Origin of the sequence: Acinetobacter sp. YH01007 (assembly GCF_013420425.1) — a bacterium.
In the GTDB taxonomy this organism is placed as follows: Bacteria; Pseudomonadota; Gammaproteobacteria; order Pseudomonadales; family Moraxellaceae; genus Acinetobacter; species Acinetobacter towneri.
In genome coordinates, this window is sequence record NZ_VOYC01000007.1 from 122,024 (window position 1) to 143,733 (window position 21,710).

17 protein-coding genes are annotated in these 21,710 nt (G+C 42.3%); 7 read left to right on the forward strand and 10 right to left on the reverse strand.

Features of this window, described 5'->3' with window-relative positions:
- Nucleotides 1-46 precede the first annotated feature (46 nt).
- The 3 genes from FTT74_RS05725 to trxA form a co-directional block, all read right to left on the reverse strand.
- Nucleotides 47-334: a hypothetical protein gene (locus FTT74_RS05725; protein ID WP_004975160.1), complete on the reverse strand. Its 288-nt coding sequence runs from the start codon at nt 332-334 to the stop codon at nt 47-49.
- A gap of 421 nt (nt 335-755) precedes the next feature.
- The gene (gene rho, locus FTT74_RS05730) at nt 756-2,024 is read right to left on the reverse strand and encodes a transcription termination factor Rho (protein WP_004975162.1); all 1,269 of its coding nucleotides are present in this window, start codon (nt 2,022-2,024) and stop codon (nt 756-758) included.
- Nucleotides 2,025-2,360: 336 nt separating this feature from the next.
- Nucleotides 2,361-2,687, reverse strand: coding sequence for a thioredoxin (trxA, locus tag FTT74_RS05735; RefSeq protein ID WP_004975164.1), 327 nt, complete (start codon nt 2,685-2,687; stop codon nt 2,361-2,363).
- Between the two features lie 271 nt (nt 2,688-2,958).
- On the opposite strand from trxA, the gene ppx reads away from it, so the two are divergent.
- Genes ppx through FTT74_RS05760 form a run of 5 tightly spaced genes read left to right on the forward strand, consistent with a single transcriptional unit; the run spans nt 2,959 to nt 8,086 of the window.
- Nucleotides 2,959-4,479 (forward strand): exopolyphosphatase, encoded by a 1,521-nt coding sequence (gene ppx / locus FTT74_RS05740; RefSeq protein ID WP_004975167.1) that lies wholly within the window; start codon nt 2,959-2,961, stop codon nt 4,477-4,479.
- Nucleotides 4,480-4,511: 32 nt separating this feature from the next.
- The gene (locus tag FTT74_RS05745; RefSeq protein ID WP_004975170.1) at nt 4,512-5,333 is read left to right on the forward strand and encodes an acetyl-CoA carboxylase carboxyltransferase subunit alpha; all 822 of its coding nucleotides are present in this window, start codon (nt 4,512-4,514) and stop codon (nt 5,331-5,333) included.
- The gene (gene tilS, locus FTT74_RS05750; protein WP_179988663.1) at nt 5,270-6,616 is read left to right on the forward strand and encodes a tRNA lysidine(34) synthetase TilS; all 1,347 of its coding nucleotides are present in this window, start codon (nt 5,270-5,272) and stop codon (nt 6,614-6,616) included. The genes FTT74_RS05745 and tilS overlap by 64 nt, the downstream gene beginning before the upstream one ends.
- A 30-nt stretch (nt 6,617-6,646) precedes the next feature.
- Complete coding sequence (proC, locus tag FTT74_RS05755) at nt 6,647-7,474, forward strand: pyrroline-5-carboxylate reductase (protein ID WP_096902428.1); 828 nt, start codon at nt 6,647-6,649, stop codon at nt 7,472-7,474.
- 42 nt (nt 7,475-7,516) lie between these two features.
- Complete coding sequence (locus FTT74_RS05760) at nt 7,517-8,086, forward strand: YggT family protein (protein WP_004975174.1); 570 nt, start codon at nt 7,517-7,519, stop codon at nt 8,084-8,086.
- Between the two features lie 162 nt (nt 8,087-8,248).
- Here the strand turns inward: FTT74_RS05760 and polA are convergent, their stop codons facing one another.
- Nucleotides 8,249-11,008 (reverse strand): DNA polymerase I, encoded by a 2,760-nt coding sequence (gene polA, locus FTT74_RS05765; protein WP_004975176.1) that lies wholly within the window; start codon nt 11,006-11,008, stop codon nt 8,249-8,251.
- A gap of 182 nt (nt 11,009-11,190) precedes the next feature.
- On the opposite strand from polA, the gene FTT74_RS05770 reads away from it, so the two are divergent.
- Nucleotides 11,191-14,202: a DUF2339 domain-containing protein gene (locus FTT74_RS05770; protein WP_179988662.1), complete on the forward strand. Its 3,012-nt coding sequence runs from the start codon at nt 11,191-11,193 to the stop codon at nt 14,200-14,202.
- 48 nt (nt 14,203-14,250) lie between these two features.
- Here the strand turns inward: FTT74_RS05770 and FTT74_RS05775 are convergent, their stop codons facing one another.
- Nucleotides 14,251-15,174: a mechanosensitive ion channel family protein gene (locus FTT74_RS05775; RefSeq protein WP_096902425.1), complete on the reverse strand. Its 924-nt coding sequence runs from the start codon at nt 15,172-15,174 to the stop codon at nt 14,251-14,253.
- 9 nt (nt 15,175-15,183) lie between these two features.
- On the reverse strand, nt 15,184-16,005 hold the full coding sequence (locus tag FTT74_RS05780) for a hypothetical protein (protein WP_004975182.1): 822 nt from the start codon (nt 16,003-16,005) through the stop codon (nt 15,184-15,186).
- A gap of 102 nt (nt 16,006-16,107) precedes the next feature.
- Between FTT74_RS05780 and gspE the strand changes: the two genes are divergently transcribed.
- Nucleotides 16,108-17,595, forward strand: coding sequence for a type II secretion system ATPase GspE (gene gspE / locus FTT74_RS05785; protein WP_004975184.1), 1,488 nt, complete (start codon nt 16,108-16,110; stop codon nt 17,593-17,595).
- Between the two features lie 80 nt (nt 17,596-17,675).
- Here the strand turns inward: gspE and FTT74_RS05790 are convergent, their stop codons facing one another.
- From FTT74_RS05790 to FTT74_RS05805, 4 genes are all read right to left on the reverse strand, one after another.
- Nucleotides 17,676-18,500 carry a carbon-nitrogen hydrolase family protein gene (locus FTT74_RS05790; RefSeq protein ID WP_131260743.1) on the reverse strand — a complete coding sequence of 275 codons (825 nt, stop codon included), beginning with the start codon at nt 18,498-18,500 and terminating at the stop codon, nt 17,676-17,678.
- 21 nt (nt 18,501-18,521) lie between these two features.
- Nucleotides 18,522-19,049 (reverse strand): anti-anti-sigma factor GigB, encoded by a 528-nt coding sequence (gigB, locus tag FTT74_RS05795; protein ID WP_004975187.1) that lies wholly within the window; start codon nt 19,047-19,049, stop codon nt 18,522-18,524.
- A 113-nt stretch (nt 19,050-19,162) separates the two neighbouring features.
- On the reverse strand, nt 19,163-20,131 hold the full coding sequence (gene gigA, locus FTT74_RS05800) for an RsbU family protein phosphatase GigA (RefSeq protein WP_154320391.1): 969 nt from the start codon (nt 20,129-20,131) through the stop codon (nt 19,163-19,165).
- 101 nt (nt 20,132-20,232) lie between these two features.
- Nucleotides 20,233-21,156 (reverse strand): VacJ family lipoprotein, encoded by a 924-nt coding sequence (locus tag FTT74_RS05805; protein ID WP_096902423.1) that lies wholly within the window; start codon nt 21,154-21,156, stop codon nt 20,233-20,235.
- Nucleotides 21,157-21,710: the final 554 nt, after the last annotated feature.

Here is a 21,710-nt window from a genome sequence, read left to right on the forward strand (position 1 = left end):
AAAAGAGAGCCATCGGCTCTCTTTTTGTACTGCATAATCGTATCGATTATTGAGCAGCAGCTTCAGAAGCAGCAGCAGCAGCGTCTACAGCAGCATCAGCAGCGTCAGTTGCAGCAGCAGCAGCAGTGTCAGCAGCATCTACAGCAGCTTCAGCGCCAGAAGCAACTTCTACAGCAGCAGCGTCAGCAGCAGCTTCAGCTTCAGATGCAGCTACAACAGCTTCAGATGCAGCAGCGTTAGCGTCAGCAGCAGCTTCTTCAGTTTTTTTAGCACAACCAACGAAAGCTAAAGTAGTAGCAACTGCAGCAGCAATAGCGATTTTTTTGAATAACATGGCATCACTCTCTAAAATATGAGATTAAAAAAAACCGACGTTAGTCTGTTGTATGCTTTTATTATTCCTAAATTTTGTTAGGCACTAACAACGCAGGCGCAGTCTAACTGGTCTGCGAATATGCTATCACTGCGCTTTTTGAATTGCTACTAGGTTGATTGAAAAAAAGGCAAAAAAACGCGAAAAATACGTGCTTTTTTAACAGAAAATAACAATTAATTTGGCATTTTAGATTGGAGAGTTGCACGGTAACTGGCTAAAAACTAAAAGGTTTTTACTAAATATTTTTTTATAATCATTTACTTAAAAATAAGTTTACATATACCGCGTGCAATTGTGTCTTTATGTAAATTTTGTCAACCAAATAAAAAAGCCATCGTTTTAAGATGACTTTTTTAGGTGTTCTAATATTTATAGCCGTTTAATTGGCTGCTTTACGTTTCATTTGATCAAAGAAGTCGTCATTAGTTTTGGTTTCTTTCATGCGATCAAGCAAGAATTCCATTGCTGCCAATTCATCTTGAGTGTGTAACAATTTACGCAAAATCCAAACTTTACGCAAATTATCTTCACTCATTAAGCGCTCTTCACGACGTGTACCTGATTTTTTGATGTTCATGGCAGGGAAAACACGTTTTTCTGCAATACGACGGTCTAAGGTAATCTCTTGGTTGCCTGTACCTTTAAACTCTTCGTAAATCACTTCATCCATTTTACTGCCAGTTTCAATCAGTGCAGTTGAAATAATGGTTAGAGAACCACCTTCTTCAATATTACGTGCAGCACCAAAGAAGCGTTTTGGACGTTCTAAAGCGTGCGCATCAACACCACCTGTTAAAACCTTGCCTGAAGAAGGTACGACAGTGTTGTAGGCGCGTGCCAAACGGGTAATCGAATCCAGTAAAATCACCACGTCTTTTTTATGTTCAACTAAACGCTTGGCTTTTTCAATGACCATTTCTGCAACTTGAACGTGACGAGCAGGTGACTCATCAAATGTTGATGCAATCACTTCACCGCGCACGGTGCGTTCCATTTCAGTCACTTCTTCAGGGCGTTCATCAATGAGAAGTACAATCAAGAACACTTCTGGGTTGTTACGAACAATCGACTGAGCGATGTTTTGTAGCAACATGGTTTTACCCGCTTTAGGCGGAGCCACAATAATTGAACGCTGACCTTTACCAATTGGCGCAACCAAATCTACCACACGTGCAGTTAAGTCTTCAGTTGTTCCATTACCTAACTCCATCACCAACTGTTCTGTTGGGAAAAGCGGGGTTAAGTTTTCAAATAAGATTTTATTACGTGAATTTTCAGGGGTGTCATAGTTAATTTGATTGACTTTGAGCAAAGCAAAATAACGTTCGCCTTCTTTTGGTGGACGAATCGTACCTGTAATGGTGTCACCCGTGCGCAGGTTAAAGCGACGAATTTGCGAAGGGCTGACATAAATATCATCTGGGCCAGCAAGGTATGAACCTGCAGCTGAGCGTAAGAAACCAAAACCATCAGAGAGAATTTCTAGAACGCCATCACCAAAAATCTCTTCACCATTCATGGCATGGCGCTTTAAGATGGCAAAAATAATGTCTTGCTTGCGGTTACGCGCCATTCCTTCAAGGCCCATAAACTCGGCAATCTTGATGAGTTCGCCAATCGGTTTTTTCTTGAGTTCGGTTAAATTCATAGAGGTTCTGATAGAATTAAAATTCTGGGGTACAGGTTAGAGAGGGAGCAACATTTAGCCGCATTCATACAATAAAATGAAAGCAATTGTATTTGCACAATAACGATTCAGAGCACTGATTCATTGTTTGATTGAAAAATGTGAAAAACAATTTCTGTTGCCGAGCGGCATTTTTGTGTTGTGTCTTTTCAGAAAGAGGATGAAAGATCCTGCGTTTCCTGAGCATGCAATATAAGAGAGAAACGTCTACTTGTCAATTTGTAGGCAAAAAAAATACGCCAATGCGTGGCGTATTTTTTTTCATCATCTCTATAAATAGACGATGGATCAATCGACTTAGATATTTTCGTCAATAAACGCAGTCAATTTAGATTTAGGTGCTGCACCGACTTGCTGTGCAACCACTTCACCATTTTTGAACATCAATAATGCTGGAATATTACGGATGTTGTAGTTCACTGCAGTTTGTTCGCAAGAGGTTACATCAACTTTTACAATTTTAACTTTGCCTTGGTATTCGTCTGCAAGTACTTCAAGTACAGGTGCAATTGCTTTACATGGCGCACACCAGCCAGCCCAGAAGTCAACCAATACAGGAGTATCCGATTGAAGAACATCTGCTTCGAAGTTTGCATCAGTGGTGTTTACGATGTTGCCAGACATGGATTACGCTCCAAATAATTTTTAAGATAGCTTTAGTTAGTATTACATAGCCATCTTGAACAAAGTAGGGGAATCTGTGGATTTTCCATTCAAAATACAAGTTTGTCCAATTGATCGTGACGATAACGCTAAACGAAAATGCGAATTCTGTAACACAATTGTCATATATGCGGAAAATTTAAATAGTCGTCAAATTGTGCTGATAAATGGCTTTTAAATTAGGTGTATGTGAATTACTCTAGGCACAATTCTGTCTAGGTTTGTTTGAAGAATGTCTGATTTTTTAATTGATGAAGAGTTACTCGCAGCCATCGATATGGGGTCGAATAGTTTCCACTTGGCAATTGCACGGGTGGATCATGGTGAAGTAAAAAAAGTGGCATCAATGTCAGAAAAAGTACAGTTGGCCGCAGGTTTAGATGAAAATAAGAATTTGACCGAAGCTGCTCAACAACGTGGTTTGGCATGTTTGGCGCGTTTTGTAGGACGTTTAACTGCGGTGCAGTCAAATCGTTTGCGTATTGTGGCAACCAACGCATTGCGTCAGGCCAAAAATGGACATGAATTTATTCAAAAAGCCGCAGAAATTTTGCCTAAACCTATTGAAATTATTGCAGGGCGTGAAGAAGCCCGTTTAATTTATTTAGGCGTATCGCACACGATGGCAAATAGTGGTCGTCGTTTGGTAATTGACATTGGCGGTGGTTCGACAGAGTTGATTATTGGCGAAGAATTTGAGCCAATTCATACCGAATCTTTACAAATGGGCTGTGTGGCCTATACCAAAGCCTATTTTGCCGATGGTGAAATTAGCAAGAGCAGTTTTGAAAAAGCAGTGGTTGCAGCGCGTAAAGAACTGTATTCGATTGCCAATACTTATAAAGAAGCAGGTTGGGATACCGTTGCAGGTTCGAGCGGTACCATTAAAGCCTGTCGTCAAATTACGGTAAATATGGGCTGGAGCAATGAGCAGGAAAATCTGACTCGTGAAGGTTTAGAAAAACTCAAAGACCGTTTGCTCAAGTTTAAACACGTATCAGAAATGGAATTTGATGGTCTAAAAGAAGACCGTCGAGCAGTTTTGCCAGCAGGTTTGGCAATTTTATATGCGGTATTTGATGTATTAGATATCGATAAACTGGTGTATTCCGATGGGGCTTTGCGTGAAGGCGTAATGTATGACTTGTTGGGACGTTTCCAGCATGAAGACATTCGTGATCGCAGTGTACAGGCCTTGATGGGGCGTTATAACTCAGACCCGAAACAGGCTGGACGTGTGGTGAAAACTGCGCAACATTTATTTGACAGCGTGGCAGAATCATTAAAATTAAATAACGAAGATAGTGACTTATTGCGTCGTGCTGCGTACCTACATGAAATTGGTTTAGCCATCAGTCACAGCAGTTATCATCGTCACGGTGCATATTTATTGCAACATTCGGACATTCCCGGTTTCTCACAAATTGACCAAAACTATCTCTCGCATTTGGTCGGCAACCATCGTCGAAAGTTGCGCCAAGACGCGAAAACAGAAGCACTGAAAGCGGGTGGCAATAAAATTGTTTACTTAAGTTTGTTGCTTCGCCTTGCAGTTTTGGTCAACGCAAGTCGTAGCGATGCGATGCTTCCTGCCATTGAATTAAGCATCCGCAATGCGCAACAATGGCAGCTCAGCGTGTCGGGTGATGCCAAACAATGGCCATTGCTTGTCGCTGAATTGCACGATGAACAAGTGCAATTCAAGAATTGGGACATTGAATTGAATATTCAGTCGGAACAATTTGTCGATTAAGATTTGGTTAATTTAGGGATAACAGTCGACTTATGAAAAAAGCTGCTCAATCTAAAGCATGGAAAACCGTGCAAATTGCACGTCATCCTGAACGTCCGCAATTTCTAGACTATGTGGGTGAAATTTTCACTGAATTTGATGCCTTACATGGCGATCGTTTATTTGGTGATGATGGTGCAATGATCGGTGGATTGGCACGCTTTGATGGTCAGCCTGTCATGGTGATAGGTCAACATCGTGGTCGCAGTACCCGCGAAAAATTACAACACAACTTCGGGATGTGTAATCCAGAAGGCTACCGTAAGGCACAGCGTCTTATGGATATGGCAGAGCGTTTTAATCTGCCAGTTTTCACTTTTGTTGATACCATGGGTGCATACCCAGGTGTAGGTGCAGAGGAACGTGGTCAGGCAGAAGCGATTGCGACCAGCTTGGCACAACTGTCGAACTTAAAAGTACCTGTAATTGCTACAGTATTGGGCGAAGGTGGTTCAGGCGGTGCGTTGGGTATTGGTGTGGCTGACCGTGTGGTGATGTTGTCACACAGTATTTACTCTGTTATTTCACCAGAAGGCTGTGCGTCTATTCTGTGGAAAACTGCAGAAAAAGCCGAACAAGCCAGTGAAGCATTGGCATTGACTGCAGAAAAACTGCAAAAGATTGGTATTGTAGAATATGTGGTTGATGAAGGTGAGGGTGCGCATTTAAACCCTGAACAAGTCATGCACAGTCTGAAAAATGTGTTAAAAGAAGCTTTGGATGAATTGCAAGCGATGGATGCAACACAACGATGCGAAGAACGTTACCAGCGTTTAATGAAGTTTGGCAGCGACAATTTAGGTCTAGCGTCTTAAGTCAATTACAGGCTTTTCCTGCACAGACAAAATTTTTAATCGGATGTAGTGGCGGTATGGATTCCATGCTGCTACTGCATCTTTTGTCATTTTTGTGTCCTGAAAAAGTACGCGCGATTTACATTGATCACCAATTGCAAAGTCCAAGCGCAGCGTGGGGCACATTGGTGCAAGCCACCTGCCAAAATTTAAATGTGCCGTGTGTGCTGCAAAAAGTCAGTGTGTCTGAGGGTAATTTAGAAAATCAGGCACGTCAGGCGCGTTATCAGGCCTATATGCAGCACTTAGATAGCAACGAAGTTCTAGTATTGGCGCATCATCAGCAAGATCAGGCAGAAACCGTATTGCTGCGTTTGTTTTCAGGCGCAGGTGTGCAAGGACTTGCTGCCATGCAAGCTGTCGATGTGCGTGATGACATCAGTATTTGGCGTCCGTTATTGGATATTTCGCGTGAGCAGATTTGCCAATGGAGTGCTGAATTAAAGCTCGATTATGTGCAAGACCCAAGCAATCAGGATGTGCATTATGACCGAGCTTGGGCAAGAGAAATATTGTGGCCTGTCGTGCAACAGCGTTTTCCTAAAATGCAGCAAGCTGTGACGCGTACTGCAAACTTGATGCAAGATACTGAAAACATTTTGGCAGAAGTTTTGGCGCAGGATTTAGCTGCATGTGGCACAGACTCGCAGTTGAATTTAATTCAGCTACAACAATTGTCTTTGTCACGGCAACGTCAGCTATTATCGGCATGGATGAAAGGACAGGCACAATATCGCCCAAGTTTTGATATGGTCGAACGCTTGCAACGTGAGGTGATTCAAGCCAAAGCCGATGCACAAGCGGCATTACATTGTCAGGATTATTATTATCTGCGTTATCAGCAACAATTATTTCGTTTGCCGAAAGCGGAGTATTTAGCTGCAGAACATTTTGAGGCAGAAGAACAAGTGTTATGTTTGCAGGCAGATCAGACTTTTCAAGTGTGGTCTGGCTGTTATCAACTGCAACAAGCCAAAGTCGGTTTATCTGCAACTTTGCTGAATCGTCCGTTAACTTTACGGCCACGTTTGGGTGGTGAAAAAATTCATTTGTATGGTCGGGTGGGCACATGGCCACTGAAAAAAGCCATTCAGGAAGCACAAATTTTTCCGTGGACGCGTCATACAATTCAAATATTAAGCCTAGATAATGTTATGCTAGGCGTTTTTAGCCCCAAAGGCTTTTGGCTTGCACAGTCGGACTATTGTGTCGCAGATGGATGGCAACCGAATTTAGTCTCTTAACGACAAAGAACTCAACGAAGAGCGTGAATCATGAGTGCAGTATTGAATTGTAATATTAGTTTCATTGGCGGTGGCAACATGGCGCAAGCCTTGATTGGTGGTTTGATTGCCAGAGGTTTGCCGCCAACCCGTATTACAGTTTCAGACCCTGTAGAACAAGTGCGTGAATTATTAAAAGAAAAAGATGTGCATGTCACTGAGGATAATTTGGCCGCGATTGCAGATGCAGATATTGTGGTATTTGCAGTCAAACCACAGGTTTTGGCACAAGTATTGCGTCCATTGCACGGTCAGTTTGAAGATAAGCTGGTGATTTCGATTGTTGCGGGCGCAGAAATTGCCACGATTTCTGAGTTATTACGTACAGAACGTGTAGTGCGGGTAATGCCAAATACGCCTGCTTTGGTGCAAACAGGTGCACATGGTTTGTATGCAACCGAACAGGTCAATAGCACTGACCGTGAATTGGCAAGTCAGGTTTTGGCAGCGACAGGTTTAACTATTTGGGTAAACTCTGAGGCGCAAATTGATGCTGTGACTGCAGTATCTGGTTCAGGGCCAGCATATTTCTTCTATTTGATGGAAAGTATGATTCGTGCAGGCAAGAACTTAGGTTTAGATGAAAAAGTGGCGACAGCACTGACGTTACAAACTGCTTTGGGTGCAGCACAAATGGCAATTACCAGCTCGAATACACCTGCAGAATTACGCAAAAATGTAACTTCACCAAATGGCACGACCCAAGCGGCAATTGAAGTGTTTGATCATGCGCAAATTTCACAAAATATTCAGGCGGCATTGGCTGCTGCTAAAACGCGTAGTCAAGAATTAGCGCAAGAGTTGAGTGATAGTATTTAATTATTGAAAAACAATGAATTTAAATTTTAGGAAAGTTTAAGTATGGGTGCAAATTCTGCGCTAATTTTTGGCATTATCATTAACGTAGCGATTTTGCTCGTATTCTTCCGTTTCTTAATGCAATTGGCAGCGGTGAGTCCTTATAACCCTGTGGTGCTTTCAACCATTAAAGCCACCAAAATTGTAGATGTATTTGGACGTATTTTTCCAACGGTTGGCAAAGGTCGAGTTAACTCTGCAGCCTTGGCTTTGTTGGTGGTGTTGTATCTACTCAAAATTTTTGGTGTTATGTATCTCAATGGTGCGATGCCGAATAGTCCAATTCACTTACTGATTCTGACTTTTGTGACCATGATTCAGGATTTAATCCGTTTCTGTCGTTATTTGATTTTTGCCACCATTATTTTGAGTTGGGTGGTGATGTTTACTCAATCTCGTGGCCCGTATATTGAGGTGATTCAAGAGTTGGCAGAGCCGTTATTAGCACCATTTCGTCGTTTATTGCCGAACATGGGCATGATTGATTTGTCGCCAATTATTGCATTTTTGGCTTTATATATCGCTGAAATTATTATGAATCAGGTAGCGATTGTATTGCTGACTGGCTTATAAGTCGCATTATCCTAAAACATTAAAAAGGACTCAAATCGAGTCCTTTTTTTGTAGTTTAAGTTTGGGCTGACGACCTTAATGAGTCTTCAGAAATACAAATAACCTGCATCCTGACCTCCTTCTAGGCGAAGGAAGGTGCTGAAAAAAGAGAGCGCAACGACTTTAGTGCGCTTCATCCCAGTTATTGCCTTTTCCGACTTCCACCACCAATGGTACAGAAATTTCCACCACAGATTGCATGACTTCTGCCAACTTCGGCGCGAGCTCATCTGCCGCATCTGCATCGACTTCAAATACCAATTCATCGTGTACTTGCAGCAACATTTTGGCTTGCGCTTGCGGTAACATTTTGTCGACTTCAATCATCGCCATTTTAATAATATCAGCTGCAGAGCCTTGTAATGGCGCGTTAATTGCCGCACGTTCTGCCGCTTTACGTACCATCATATTACGTGCAGCAATATCTGGCGTATAGAGGCGACGACCTAAAATAGTTTCTACAAAACCTTGTTCTAGCGCGACTTGGCGGGTACGTTGCATATATTCATAAATGCCCGGATAACGCTGGAAGTATTGCTTGATGTAGTTTTGTGATTCTTCACGGGTAAACCCAAGCTGACGAATTAAGCCAAATTCCGACATGCCGTAGAGCAGACCGAAGTTTACAGCTTTGGCCTGACGACGCTGATCTGAGGTTACGTCTTCTAAGGCAATACCCAAGACTTCTGCCGCAGTACGGCGGTGCACGTCTTGTCCATGGTTAAAGGCATCGAGTAGGGCATCATCTTGTGAAAAATGTGCCATTAAACGCAATTCGATTTGCGAGTAGTCGGCTGCCAACAACACGCGACCTTCAGGTGCGACAAAGGCTTTACGAATTTGACGACCAATTTCGGTACGAATTGGAATGTTTTGTAAGTTTGGATCAGTAGAAGATAAACGCCCTGTTGCAGTCAAAGCTTGGTGATAACTGGTATGCACTCGATGCGTATCGTTGTTGGCTTGTTTCAGTAAGCCATCGGTATAGGTGCTTTTGAGTTTAGATAAACCACGGTAGTCTAAAATTAAACTACTGATCGGATGCTCAATTTTTTCCAAAACACTTTCACTGGTACTGTATTGACCTGTTGCGGTTTTCTTGCCGCCTTTGAGTCCGAGTTTATCAAACAGGATTTCGCCCACTTGTTTCGGTGAGCTGACATTAAAGTTTTCACCTGCCAATTCTACAATTTGGTTTTCCAAATCTTGCATGGTTTGGGAAAAATCGACACCCAATTGATCTAAAAATTTCAGATCAAGCTGAATGCCATTTTCTTCCATACTGGTCAGCACACGCGCCACAGGCATTTCGATGTTGTGCAAAATATTGACCAATTCAGGATGCTTTTGTAGCTTCGCAGACAGCACTTCATATAAACGATACGTAACATGCGCATCTTCTGCAGCGTAGTGCGCAGCCGTTTCAATTTCAATTTGATTGAAAGTTTTTTGCTTGACGCCTTTGCCTGCAATTTGCTCATAAGATGTGGTCAGGTGGCTTAAATATAAGCGTGCCACATCATCCATGCCGTGACGGGTTGCGACAGAGTTAAGCACATAAGATGCCAACATGGTATCGAAATACCAACCTTGTAAATGAATACCGTGATTTTCAAGCACATGCGCATCATATTTTAAATGATGCCCAATTTTATCCACCGCATTATTTTCTAAAATAGGTTTGATTTGTGCCAAAACCTGATCACGGTTGAGCTGCTGTGGTGCGCCCTCATAATCATGCGCCAAAGGTACGTAATAGGCATCTTTGGCATCGAACGCGATAGAAAAACCAACAATTTCTGCAACGCGATAATCCAGACTGGTGGTTTCTGTATCAAAGGCAAAACGCTGTGCAGTTTGCAAGCGTTGCAGCAAAGCATCCCAATGCGCCTGATCTAAAATGGTGTGGTATGTTGCTGCACCGAGTTGATCATCAACACTGCTTTGCGTGGCTTGATCTTCAGTTTCAATTTCATTGGCTGTCGGTGCGGCGACTGTTTTTGCAGCTTGTTTATAATTGCTGTTATTTGGATTATTTGGATGATCGAGCGATTGTAATTGATTACGGAATTCTAGCTCGGTATATAAATTGCGTAAGGCTTCAACATTAGGGTCTTGTAGTTTTAGATCGGCATAACCAAAGTTCAGATCAAGGTCACAAACAATGCTGGCGAGTTGATGATCTAGCGCGATGCCATCGGCATTGTCTTTAATATTTTGTCCGACTTTGCCTTTAATATGATCGACATTTTCTAAAATCGCACCAATCGAGCCATATTCGGTTAGCAGTTTTGCAGCAGTTTTGGCACCAATACCAGGCACGCCCATAATACCATCGGAAGCATCGCCCATGAGGGTGAGGTAATCAATAATTTGATGTGGCCAGACCCCAAACTTATCGAACACAGCCTGAATATCCATTGGCTTTTCTTTGAAGCTGTCTTCAAGGGTAACTTTTTCAGTCACCAACTGCGCCATGTCTTTATCGCCCGTAGAAATCAGTACTTGCTGTCCTTCGGCTTCGGCACGTTTGGCTAAAGTTCCAATAATATCATCGGCTTCTGCGCCTGGTAGCATGTAAAGTGGAATACCCAAAGCACGAATTAAAGCATGTAAGTATGGAATTTGCTGAGAAAGTTCCTCAGGCATACTTGGGCGGTCACCTTTATAAATTGGCGATAGTTCGTGACGGAAAGTCGGCTCAGGCGTATCAAAAATTACCGCCATGTGAGTAGGCTGAGTACGACGCATCAACTTTTGAATCGCAGAGATCGCGCCACGAATAGCATTGGTATGTAAACCAGTTGACGTGGTTAATGGTGGTAGTGCGTGAAAGGCACGAAATAGAAAATATGAGCCATCGACCAAGACAAATGGTGGCATGGATTGATTCCTTCTGCAAATAAGCAGTTTATTGTACGTGATTTTTGCAGTTGTCGCAGAAACTGATTTTTAAGGCAAGTGTTGCAGACGCACAGTTACCGAATTGCTGATGAATCCTGATTCAGAATCGTGCTGTCTGTTGTATGATCGGAGCCATGACAATATCAATAAAATGAAGAGCAATGCAGACAGGGCAGAATGAAATTCGAATCATTTGGTTCATGCTATTAATCATAATTTCAATTGGCGCATGGTGGCTCGGTGTGCCGATGCTGAGTTATATCTGTGCAGTTGCTGCGGTGGTCAGCGTGATGTTTTTTGTGGGACGAGTGCAGAACTCACTGGAACAGGTTGTGGATGCACAGTCACAAGTACAACGCCAAAGCTCTAAAACTCCTTTATATATCGCCGCTTTTATTGCTTTTTTAGGAATATTGCTGGATTGGTATTTACTGACATCTATTGCTTTAAGTGCATGGATTTTTATGTTGTTGCGATGGTTGCAGCGTTTGGAGCAAGGACTGTATCAATTACAGCAATTACAAAGTGCCGCTAAGCTTCAGGCGCATGCTCAAAAGAGCTATCCTCAAAAGACCAATGCTCAAGAGAAAAAGGTTCAAACGCAATTCGCAGAGCATATTTTAGCCAATACATCTGAAGTTGATGCAAGTCTTTCATCAGTTAAGGCAAATGTGGATGATGGTGTTATATCAACCGCTTCTCAACCTGAAACCATCGCTATTCAATCTGATTCCACATTATCGAGCGAGCCGAATTCTGTTCGGGAACAAGCAGCTCAAGTTTCTTATCCATATCAAGACCAAGAGTATCTACATCAAGAATATTCAGCTCCAGATTTAGCCAAATCCTCAAGGTCTGTTGCACCTTTTGCAACTCAGTCGCGCTCATCAAGTAACAGTTTATTGCAACAAGCTCAATCATGGCTGATACATGGTAATCCTGTATTAAAAGCAGCAATTGTAGTGTTACTCATAGGCGTGGTATTACTGCTACGTTTTGCTACTGAACATTGGCAATTTAGTTTGGCAGTGAAACTTTTGTTCGTTGCTGGCGTGAGTGCAGCAGTGACAGTATTCGGTTATCTGTTACGCAACAAAAATCGCAGCTTTGCTTTGGGTGTGCAAGGTTTGGGGTTGGCTGGGCTGTGTCTGACCTTATTTTTTGCCTATTACAATTTGGTCATTCCAAATTTAGCTATCGCCAGTCTGTGTTTTATTGTGGTGATGTTGCTCACGCTCTGGCTGAGTTTAAAACAACAATCAGTCGAACTTGCCCTCATGGCAATGCTGATTGCGTATTTCGCACCGTTTACTTTACCTGTTCGTAATGCAACAGCCATTGAATTTATTGCCTATTATTTGCTGATTAATATTTCGGTTGCCATTTTAAGTAGTTTACGTCCGTGGAAATATTTAAATCAAATTGCGTTTTTAATGACGGTTGTGGTGGGTGGCAGCTATGCCTTTTATCATGGTTATATCTTTGAACGGCAGGTGCTAACGCTTTTAGTTTTGGCGCATGCGGCTATTTTTATTTGGTTGGGTTTTCGCTTTAGTCAGCTTTTGGCACAGGAAGATGTCGCCACGTTTCAGCTGAAACCTATTTTAGACCTTGCCTTGATTTTTGGCGCACCCATTGTCGGTTATGCCTGTTTATATCTGATGTATTTTGAAGAAACAGCAGAGCAGGCAGCCTTTAGTTTGTTATTTGCGGTGGTTTTTGCAGGTTTGTATTGGCTGACCAAACAGCATCGGCAGACACAATTTATTGCACAAAGTTATTTCAGTTTGATGCTGATTTTTAGTGTGTTGATTCCACCTATTTTACTGCCTGAACAATGGAGTGTCATTGGTTGGGCATTACAAGGCGTGGCTGTGTTTATTTTTGCCTTTATTCAATATTCTAAAATTAGCCGTTATTTGGCACTAGGTTTGTTTGCCGTAGCGGGCTTATCTGGGCTGTATTATTTAGTAGAGTTGCCTTATTTCGAGCGCAGTATTTATTGGGTACTGAGCCTAAGTTATGCCACGGTTGTGGTGTTTTCCAACAGCCGTGCAGCTTTCAGACAACAACTGAGCACAGCAACCACGAGCGTACTGTGTTTAATGATGTTGTCTGCAACCAGTTTATGGCTATGGTTAGGTTTAGATTACTTTGATGGAGAACTTGCAACCGTACAGACGCTTTTGGCGGTGGTGGTCATTTATTTACTTATCAACGAAGTACTACTTTCTCGTCAAGCGACATGGTCATGGCTATTGCCCAAATGGTTAGGTCTAACGCCAGTTTCGCTCACTGCAGCAGGTTTATTATTCAGCCGTAGCTATGATGGAGCGGTGCATTGGGTTTCGGGTACTGAACGTCTGCTATTTGCCTTGTTTGCAGGCGTGCTCAGTGTGTTGTGGTTGCGTCCTTTATGGACTGTCCGCAGCGACAAAGAATGGCTGAGTTTAGGACTGTTACCCATTTTGGCGATGGCGAGTTTAACGCTGTTACCACAGCATCCGTATAGCAGCGTGGTGATTTTACCATTGCTCTTTGCGGCGTGGTGTTGGTGGCAACAACCGGATTCAGATTGGCGCAAATTTTGGTATGCGCGTAGCAATTTAATCTTCATGTTGATGTGGATGCTATGTTCACAACTGTTGACTGAACACGCATTTTACGGCTATGTACTGCCTATTTTGAATCCATTTGATTTGGTCAGTATAGCCATGTTGGTGGCTATTTTGTGGATGTTGAATCTGCAACGCAAAACCCATTTAGACCAAGGCTTGGCAGCGGTAATTATGGTCTTGAGTTTACTGTGGCTAAGTAGTTATGTGCTATTACGTGCCTTACATCTGTATTTGGGAACGCCAATCAACCAAATTGCTGTTTGGCAAGATGCCACTGTGCAGCTCAGTTTGACCTTGCTTTGGGTGAGTTTGGCTTGTATCGCCATGTGGATTGCCAGTCTGAAACAATTACGTGCCTTGTGGATTTTAGGCAGCAGTATTTTGGTGATTGTGATCTTAAAATTGGTGCTTTTAGATTTATCTAATATTGGAACTTTAATGCGCGTGCTGTCATTCTTTGCTGCAGGTTTAGGTATGCTACTGATTGCATATATCGCCCCAATTCCTGAACCAGATCTCGCAAAAAACAACACTTCGCCGTCTTCCAAAGCTTGAGCAGATCCTCAAGTTTAGTTAGAGGCAAAGTGTCGAAGACTGAAACGATTACTTTAAGTCAGGTTCTCGTTTCAGTGCTTGGGCATTGGCATATTGATCAAGTTCTTCATTATTTAAAGGGCGCGATAAAGGATGATCAACAAAACCCATTTTGGGTACAGGAATTTCGATTTGGTTGTCTAGGAAACCATTACGGATACGTTCCTGCATTTCATCACGTACCTTTAAAAAGTTTTCTTGCTGACACCACACCGCAAACAACAATTCAATTGAAGATTCACGGAAAGCTGTAACTGTCACCGCGGGTTTAGGGTCAGACAGCACGAGCGGATATTGATTGGCGACACTGAGCAACACTTCACGCACTTTAATAATATCTTCGTGAAAATTAATCGCGAGGGTAATGGGCACACGTCGGATTGGAAACTTGGACAAGTTATGCACGGGTGCACGAATCAATTGTTCATTGGGTAAACGCACATAAATATTGTCTTGGGTCAGCAATTTAACTGAAAGTAAGTCAATTGAGATCACTTCACCTTCAATGGTGTGTCCGCGAATCAGGGTGATTTGAATGGTATCGCCCACTTCAAAAGAACCTTCGCCAATCAGGAACATACCACTAATTAAATTGGATGCCGAGGTTTGTGAGGCAAAACCCAAAGCCACGGTTAAAATACCCGCTGCACCTAAAAACACGCTGAGTTTAAAGCCTGCTTCTTTCAGGCTCGCCATCACAAACAGCAGGAAAATAAAGTAAAAAATCCCGCGTCGCCAAACTAAGCGTTGATGCGCATTAAAACGTGCACCAATAGTGCGTACAAAAGTATTGGAAACAAAACGTGCAATTAAGAAACCAATCAAAGACAATACAATTGCGACCAAAATTTCGGTCAGACGATCTGTATTGATACTGGTAAAAATTCCTTTGAGGCTGTTGGTGATTTCTTTGGAAATATTGGAATCTGCCATAACATCCTCTTAGAAAAATGAATCAAACATATTAAATAAAGCACCTGCCGTTTCACGCGGTGGTTGCAAATAGGTCACTTCACCTGCATGTGGCGGGGTGCGATTTTCAATCCGAATTCGTGGCGGGCGGTCTAAACCTTCATGCATCACTTTAATTTGTGAAGTCCATAAACGACCTGTACTTTCGCTGAAAAATAAAGGCAGCGCAGGCACAGGCACATTCATTCGGTCAAAACGCAATTGTTGATTGCTGGTGTTGTGAAATTCAATCGGCGTGACGGCACGAAATGCACGTGGTTTTAATTGATGTAATTCGGTACGGCCATCGACTGCTGTGGCATAGCAAATTTCACCTGTACGATGATTGGGGCCAAACCAAGTATCTTTCGGGCGAATAATCGGCAAATCAAAAATGGGTTCACGTTGACCATCGACAAAGGCAGACATCCACAACGGTGTGCTGATATACAAGGTGCCGCGTTGCCCCGCAGGAATATAAATTGGATCGACAGGTTTAATCACCACTGAACGGTCTGCCAAACGAGGCATGAGCTGTAATTTACTTTGTGTAGATTTGAACATATAGCGTTCAATTTTCACAGGTTGTGGAAAGGCAAATTCAGGATCATCAATGTTATGCCATTGCTGTTCATAATCGTATTGAACCTGCGGGCGATAATATTCCAAACGCCATTCTTGCATACCACGGGTCAAACGTACTAAGAGTGAGCCAAATTGCCACGTTTTAGGACGATTGAGCTCAAACTCATAGTCACCCCACCATTTTAATTTAGCCGAATCAGTTTCTGAAATCTCATGATTTTGTGACAATGGCCTATCCCTTTCTTGATAAATCAGCGAAAACAGACTTCACGCTGTCATACGCTTAGAGTACACTCAAATTAAATTTTTTCATCATTATTATAATCGCTGATGCAAGTACTGAAACAATTACAAATACCGTATAGCTTTGCCAAACGCCATGGGGTGTTAATTCGTTATGAGGGCGATCATGCCTTTATTGTACGTCGTGAAAATACGCCGATGCTTGCCATTCAGGAGGCGCGTCGTTTTTTGGGGCATCCTGCACAGCATCAACTTTGTAGCGATCAGGAATTTCACCAATTATTAAGCAGCAGTTTTGCAGGTGATACAGGCGAGTCGCAGCAAGTCGCTGCGGGATTGGAAGATCACCCTGACTTGCTTAGTTTGGCAGATTCAGTTCCTGAAGCAGAAGACCTGATGGATCAGGAAGATGATGCACCGATTGTACGTTTAATCAATGCTTTACTGTCTGAAGCGATTCGGGTTGGCGCATCGGATATTCATATCGAATCTTTTGAGAAAAAACTGTCAGTCCGTTTGCGGGTCGATGGTCAGTTGCGTGAAATCGTGCAACCGCGCCGTGAACTTGCGCCTTTATTGGTGTCACGTATTAAAGTCATGGCAAAACTGGATATTGCCGAAAAACGTATCCCTCAAGATGGTCGTATTTCGCTCAGACTAGCAGGTCGTGAGGTCGATGTACGTGTGTCAACGCTGCCATCTTCGCATGGTGAGCGGGTGGTAATGCGTTTGCTGGATAAGCAAGCAGGTCGTTTAAACATGACGCACTTGGGGCTGATGCAAAATGATTATGAGCGCTTAAAGCAACTGGTACATCGACCACACGGGATTATTTTGGTTACAGGGCCGACAGGTTCGGGTAAAACTACGACCTTATATGCAGCTTTGTCAGACCTGAATGACGGTTCTAAAAATATTTTGACTGCAGAAGACCCGATTGAATATCAACTTGAAGGGATTGGGCAAACACAGGTCAATACCAAAGTGGATATGACCTTCGCTCGTGCTTTAAAAGCCATGCTGCGCCAAGACCCAGATGTGGTGATGGTGGGGGAGATTCGTGACTTAGAAACCGCCGAAATTGCAGTGCAGGCTTCCTTAACTGGTCACTTGGTACTGTCTACCCTACATACCAATACGGCCATTGGTGCAGTCACCCGTTTAAAAGATATGGGCATCGAGCCGTTCTTGCTGTCAAGTTCATTAATTGGGGTGATCGCACAGCGTTTAGTGCGCACCTTATGTTCGCACTGCGCCACATGGCATGCTGCAGATGACTTTGAACAAGAACTCTTTAAAAGTGTGACCGATGCAAGCGATTTAAAACTTCCGCAACCGAAAGGCTGTGAACATTGCTCACATACAGGTTTTACTGGGCGGACTGCAATTTATGAAATTGTCCCTGTGGATGAAGCAATGCGCCGTTTGATTCATGGCAATGCCGCGGAATATGAACTGGAAGATTATGCACGACAGCAATCAGGTTCGATTCGTGAAGATGGATTGCGTAAGGTATTGGCAGGTAAAACCACTTTGGAAGAAGTGCTGCGCGTGACCAATGAAGCGGCTGAATAGCTAAAAAGTAAGGTTAAGATAAGAAATACAAAGAGTTGATCACTATATTGTTGATCAACCCTTTTTATTGAAATTCAATTTTAAAATTGCAATAAACGACGATGCTGCATTAACGGCATCGACTCTCGAATTTTGCTTTGTTCATCTAAATCAAAGGGCACTGTAATCAGTTGCGTACCTTCGTCTTGCACCATTGACAATAACTGTCCGCGTGAATTGGCAGCGCCTGAATGTCCCCAAGTCTGACGTTTTTCACCATGCCAACCTTGTTGGGCTGCACCTAAAACCTGACATTGACTGTCCATGCCACGCGCCTGCAAGAGCAATTGCCAATGCATTTGACCTGTGGTGTAAGTAAAAGCCGATGGCGCAGTTAAAATATTGGCGCCTTGCGCACGTAAAGTTAAGGCCAATTCAGGAAAGCGCAAGTCATAACACACCATTAAGCCAATGTTGCCAAACGGTGTTTTCGCTACAACGACTTCAGAGCCGGGTTCAAAAAACTTAGATTCCTGATAACCACCAACAGAGTCACCAACTTGCACATCAAACAAATGAATTTTGTCATAACGTGCTTCAGTTTTTTCTGGGCTAATACATAAACTGACCGTACGCACACGACCATCTGCAATTGTTGAACCATCAGGGCGATATGGGCAGGGCAATGTACCCGCCACAATCCAAATTTGATATTGATGTGCAAGCTGTTCCAACCGCTGTTGAATACTTTCAAACTGTGCCGCGGTTTCGCGTTGTTTGCCTGCTGCAAAGCAGACAAGGTTTTCGGGGAAAACGATCAGTTCAGCACCATCCGCTTTACTCTGTTGAATCAATGTTTCAATGATTTTGAAGTTTTCCTCAATATCATTTTGTGAGTTCATTTGAGCAACAGAAAGTAAAGTCATCAAAGCATTCCTGAGTGAAGATCAAGCGTTCTGCTGATTTTGCTCAGCACATTGATCGAGATTATCTTGTTCTTTTTGTAGCTGTTTCACCAAAGGTTCGAACATATTTTGGTTGTTTTCATTCAGCTTCATGAGGGTTTTATGGGCATCTAATACCGTAGTGAGCATATTGCTATGCGTGACGTGTTCTTCTACCAGCTCACGCGTGCAGACAGTTGGGTCACCACAGTAATTTAAAATCACAAACACCTGTCCTAAGCCCATGCTATTGGCGAGCGTAGTAATGTCTGGATTAGTAGATAGCATAACTGCTTGAATGTTATGGATTTGTTTCAGTTTTAAGCCTAGCTTAGCCAATACACCTAAAACTGTACTGTCAATAAATGTAGTTTGGGTTAAATCTACAATTGCACCCACCACATTAGATTGCTGTTCAATTTTACTGAGTAGTTTGTCTAGACTAATACAAGATTGGGCACGCACTTCGCCAAAAAGCTTAAAGATATGCGTTCCATTCAAACTTGCATATTCAACATGACCTGTTGACATATAAATGCCATTTGCAGAGAAGGATTAGATAATTATCCCATAGCGACTATATAGACTCAAGTGGCTTACAGTCGTATATCTTGGGTTGAGAAGTTAACTGGCTGATTTATTGGTTATTTTGTTCGACACAAACTCAAGATCGCAATATCATCTGCTACATGATCGGGGGCTTGGAATGATTGATTTTGCAAGTGAAAGACCAATTGTTCAAACTGTTCATTCAAACCACCACTATAAGGTTCTAACGCACCATCGGAGCAGATAATAAACCGCGCCTGTTTATTTAATACGCACTCAAATTCCTCAACTTCTAAATCTTCAGTCAGTCCCAAAGGAAAACTACTGGTATTTAAAATTTTAGGTGCTTGATTGGGTTCGATAATAATGGCAGGTGGATAATGCCCCGCACTCGACCAACGCAGTTCGTGGGTTTCAATATTTAAAATCCCACTAATCATGGTGATATGCTTTTCAATATTTTCTTGAACCAACATGCCATTCAGCTTCTTAATCAGTTCGCGTGGTGTTTTGGAGCGACCATGAAATGCAGCCATCCAAGACGTTAGTAAACTACTAGTTACACCATGCCCAGAGACATCGGCTAAATAGAACATGATTTCTTTATCACTGATTTTCCAGTAATCAAACCAATCGCCCGACAAATAAGCCGAAGGTTTAAATAACGTATCTACACGGTAGTTGCACAGTTCGATAGGATTGGGCAGTAATTTTTTTTGTAATTCCGCCGCAGAAGGTAAGTCACGGCTGTCTTGATTGCGTTTATATTGTGCGTCTATTTTGCGTAAGGCTTGTGGTGGATTTTCAGGTAAACGGCTCCACAACCAACCTGCTAAAGCACCTTGTTCCCATGCTTGTACCAATGCCGTGCCTTCATCTTCAAAGGCCAATACAATCGTAGGTAAATCCCATTGATGGGTTAAATAATCTTGCACATCGGCAATTGCAATAATGGTTGGGTCATACAAGCTGATGTCATCTATGTGAATCATTTGCACACTAGGAAGTGTGTCGAGCACCTGTTCTAGATATGGAATATCACGTGTGGGTTGAATGAAATACATAGAGTTTTGTGTTGACCCTGAACCTAAACAAAGCGTTACTATAACAATGCCTGAATACTCAAGGAAAGTAAAAACTCACCTTGAGTAAAATGTTTTACAAATTATTCTTTGCTTTCTTCAGGCGGGTTTATTTCTTCTTGATCATCAAAAAGTTCTTCGCTTTCATCATCTACAAAAGAAATACTATCTGCATCGAGTCCTTTCTTTTCCGCAATTTCAAAGTTTTTACGTTGCAAGTAAATATCCCGAATCGCGGCATATTTATCGCCCTGTAATACTTGTTCTACATCTAGGAGTTGCGAGCGCGTATCTAGGCCGCGCATAACTTGCTCCGACCAATATAAACGGTCATTGCCATCTAAAATGTATTTTTGTGGACGTGCCTGACCATCTACAAGTGTGCCGAAACCATCACGGAAAGTACTTGGGCCGTAAATTGGTAGCATGACATAAGGCCCTGAAGGGACACCGTAGTAGCCCAAGGTTGTACCAAATTTTTCTTCTTCCGTGTCTAAACCTAAACGACGTGCAGGGTCAGCCATGCCTAAAGTAGTAATCGTATTTAAACTAAAACGACCTAAAGTTTTTGCGGCACGTAAAGGGCGGCCTTGAATCAATTGGTTAACCGCATTCCAAGGTTCGCCCAAGTTTTTTCGGAATTGACGATATGACCCGCGCACTTCACCAGGGACTTTCTTTGTATATTGAACCGCAAGTGGACGCGCGATATTACGATCTAACATATCGTTGAATGCATAAATCTGACGGTTCAAAGGTTGCAGTGGGTCTTTGACTTCATCGGGTTGTGCAGCATTTGCATTCACTTTTAAATCTTTGGCTTTTACATTTTTTAATTCTTTAAGCGCATTCAAACGACTACTTTTAGTTTCAGAAGATGAATCTGCCGCAATAACTTCAGTAGTTTCTTCTTGAGCAACTTCTTCAGTAGAAGGCATTGTCGCATGTGTTGAGGTGATGAATCCTAAAGAAACAAGGCACACCCAAAGATATTTTTGTTGATACATAAAGAATCCTAGCGCTTAAATCTGAGTAAGCAAAAGCTGTTATATCGCCGATGGGTGTATAGTAACAGTTAATTGAAACGATGTATTAAAGCAAATTTGCTCAAAATGTGTGTAGAAAAGGTAAGAATGAACAAAAAATAAACACTCGATATATTTCCTTTGAAAAAAGTGTTGCATGGCGAAATATTTCACCTATAATGCACATCCATCGGCGGTGATGAAGATTAAAAATTCTGATAAAACAATGACTTGATTGAAATCGATTGGGTTGGGTTTTAGAAAGGAAGTTTAAAATAATTTAAATTACCAGTTGACACTTTAGAAATAAAGCGTAATATAGCCGACCTAGCTTGATGCTGACGAAGCATCGAGAAGATCATTAAGAGATTATGAAGAACAACTTGTGTGGATTTTTACTGATTGATTGATCGAACATATTTCATTGATTGATTGGTTTAAATTACTCGAAGTTTATTTGAGCGAAATTTAAGTCAGAAAATTGATGAGCCAGATTTGGAAGTTTAGATTAAAGCTTCAAAATGATTTTAACTGAA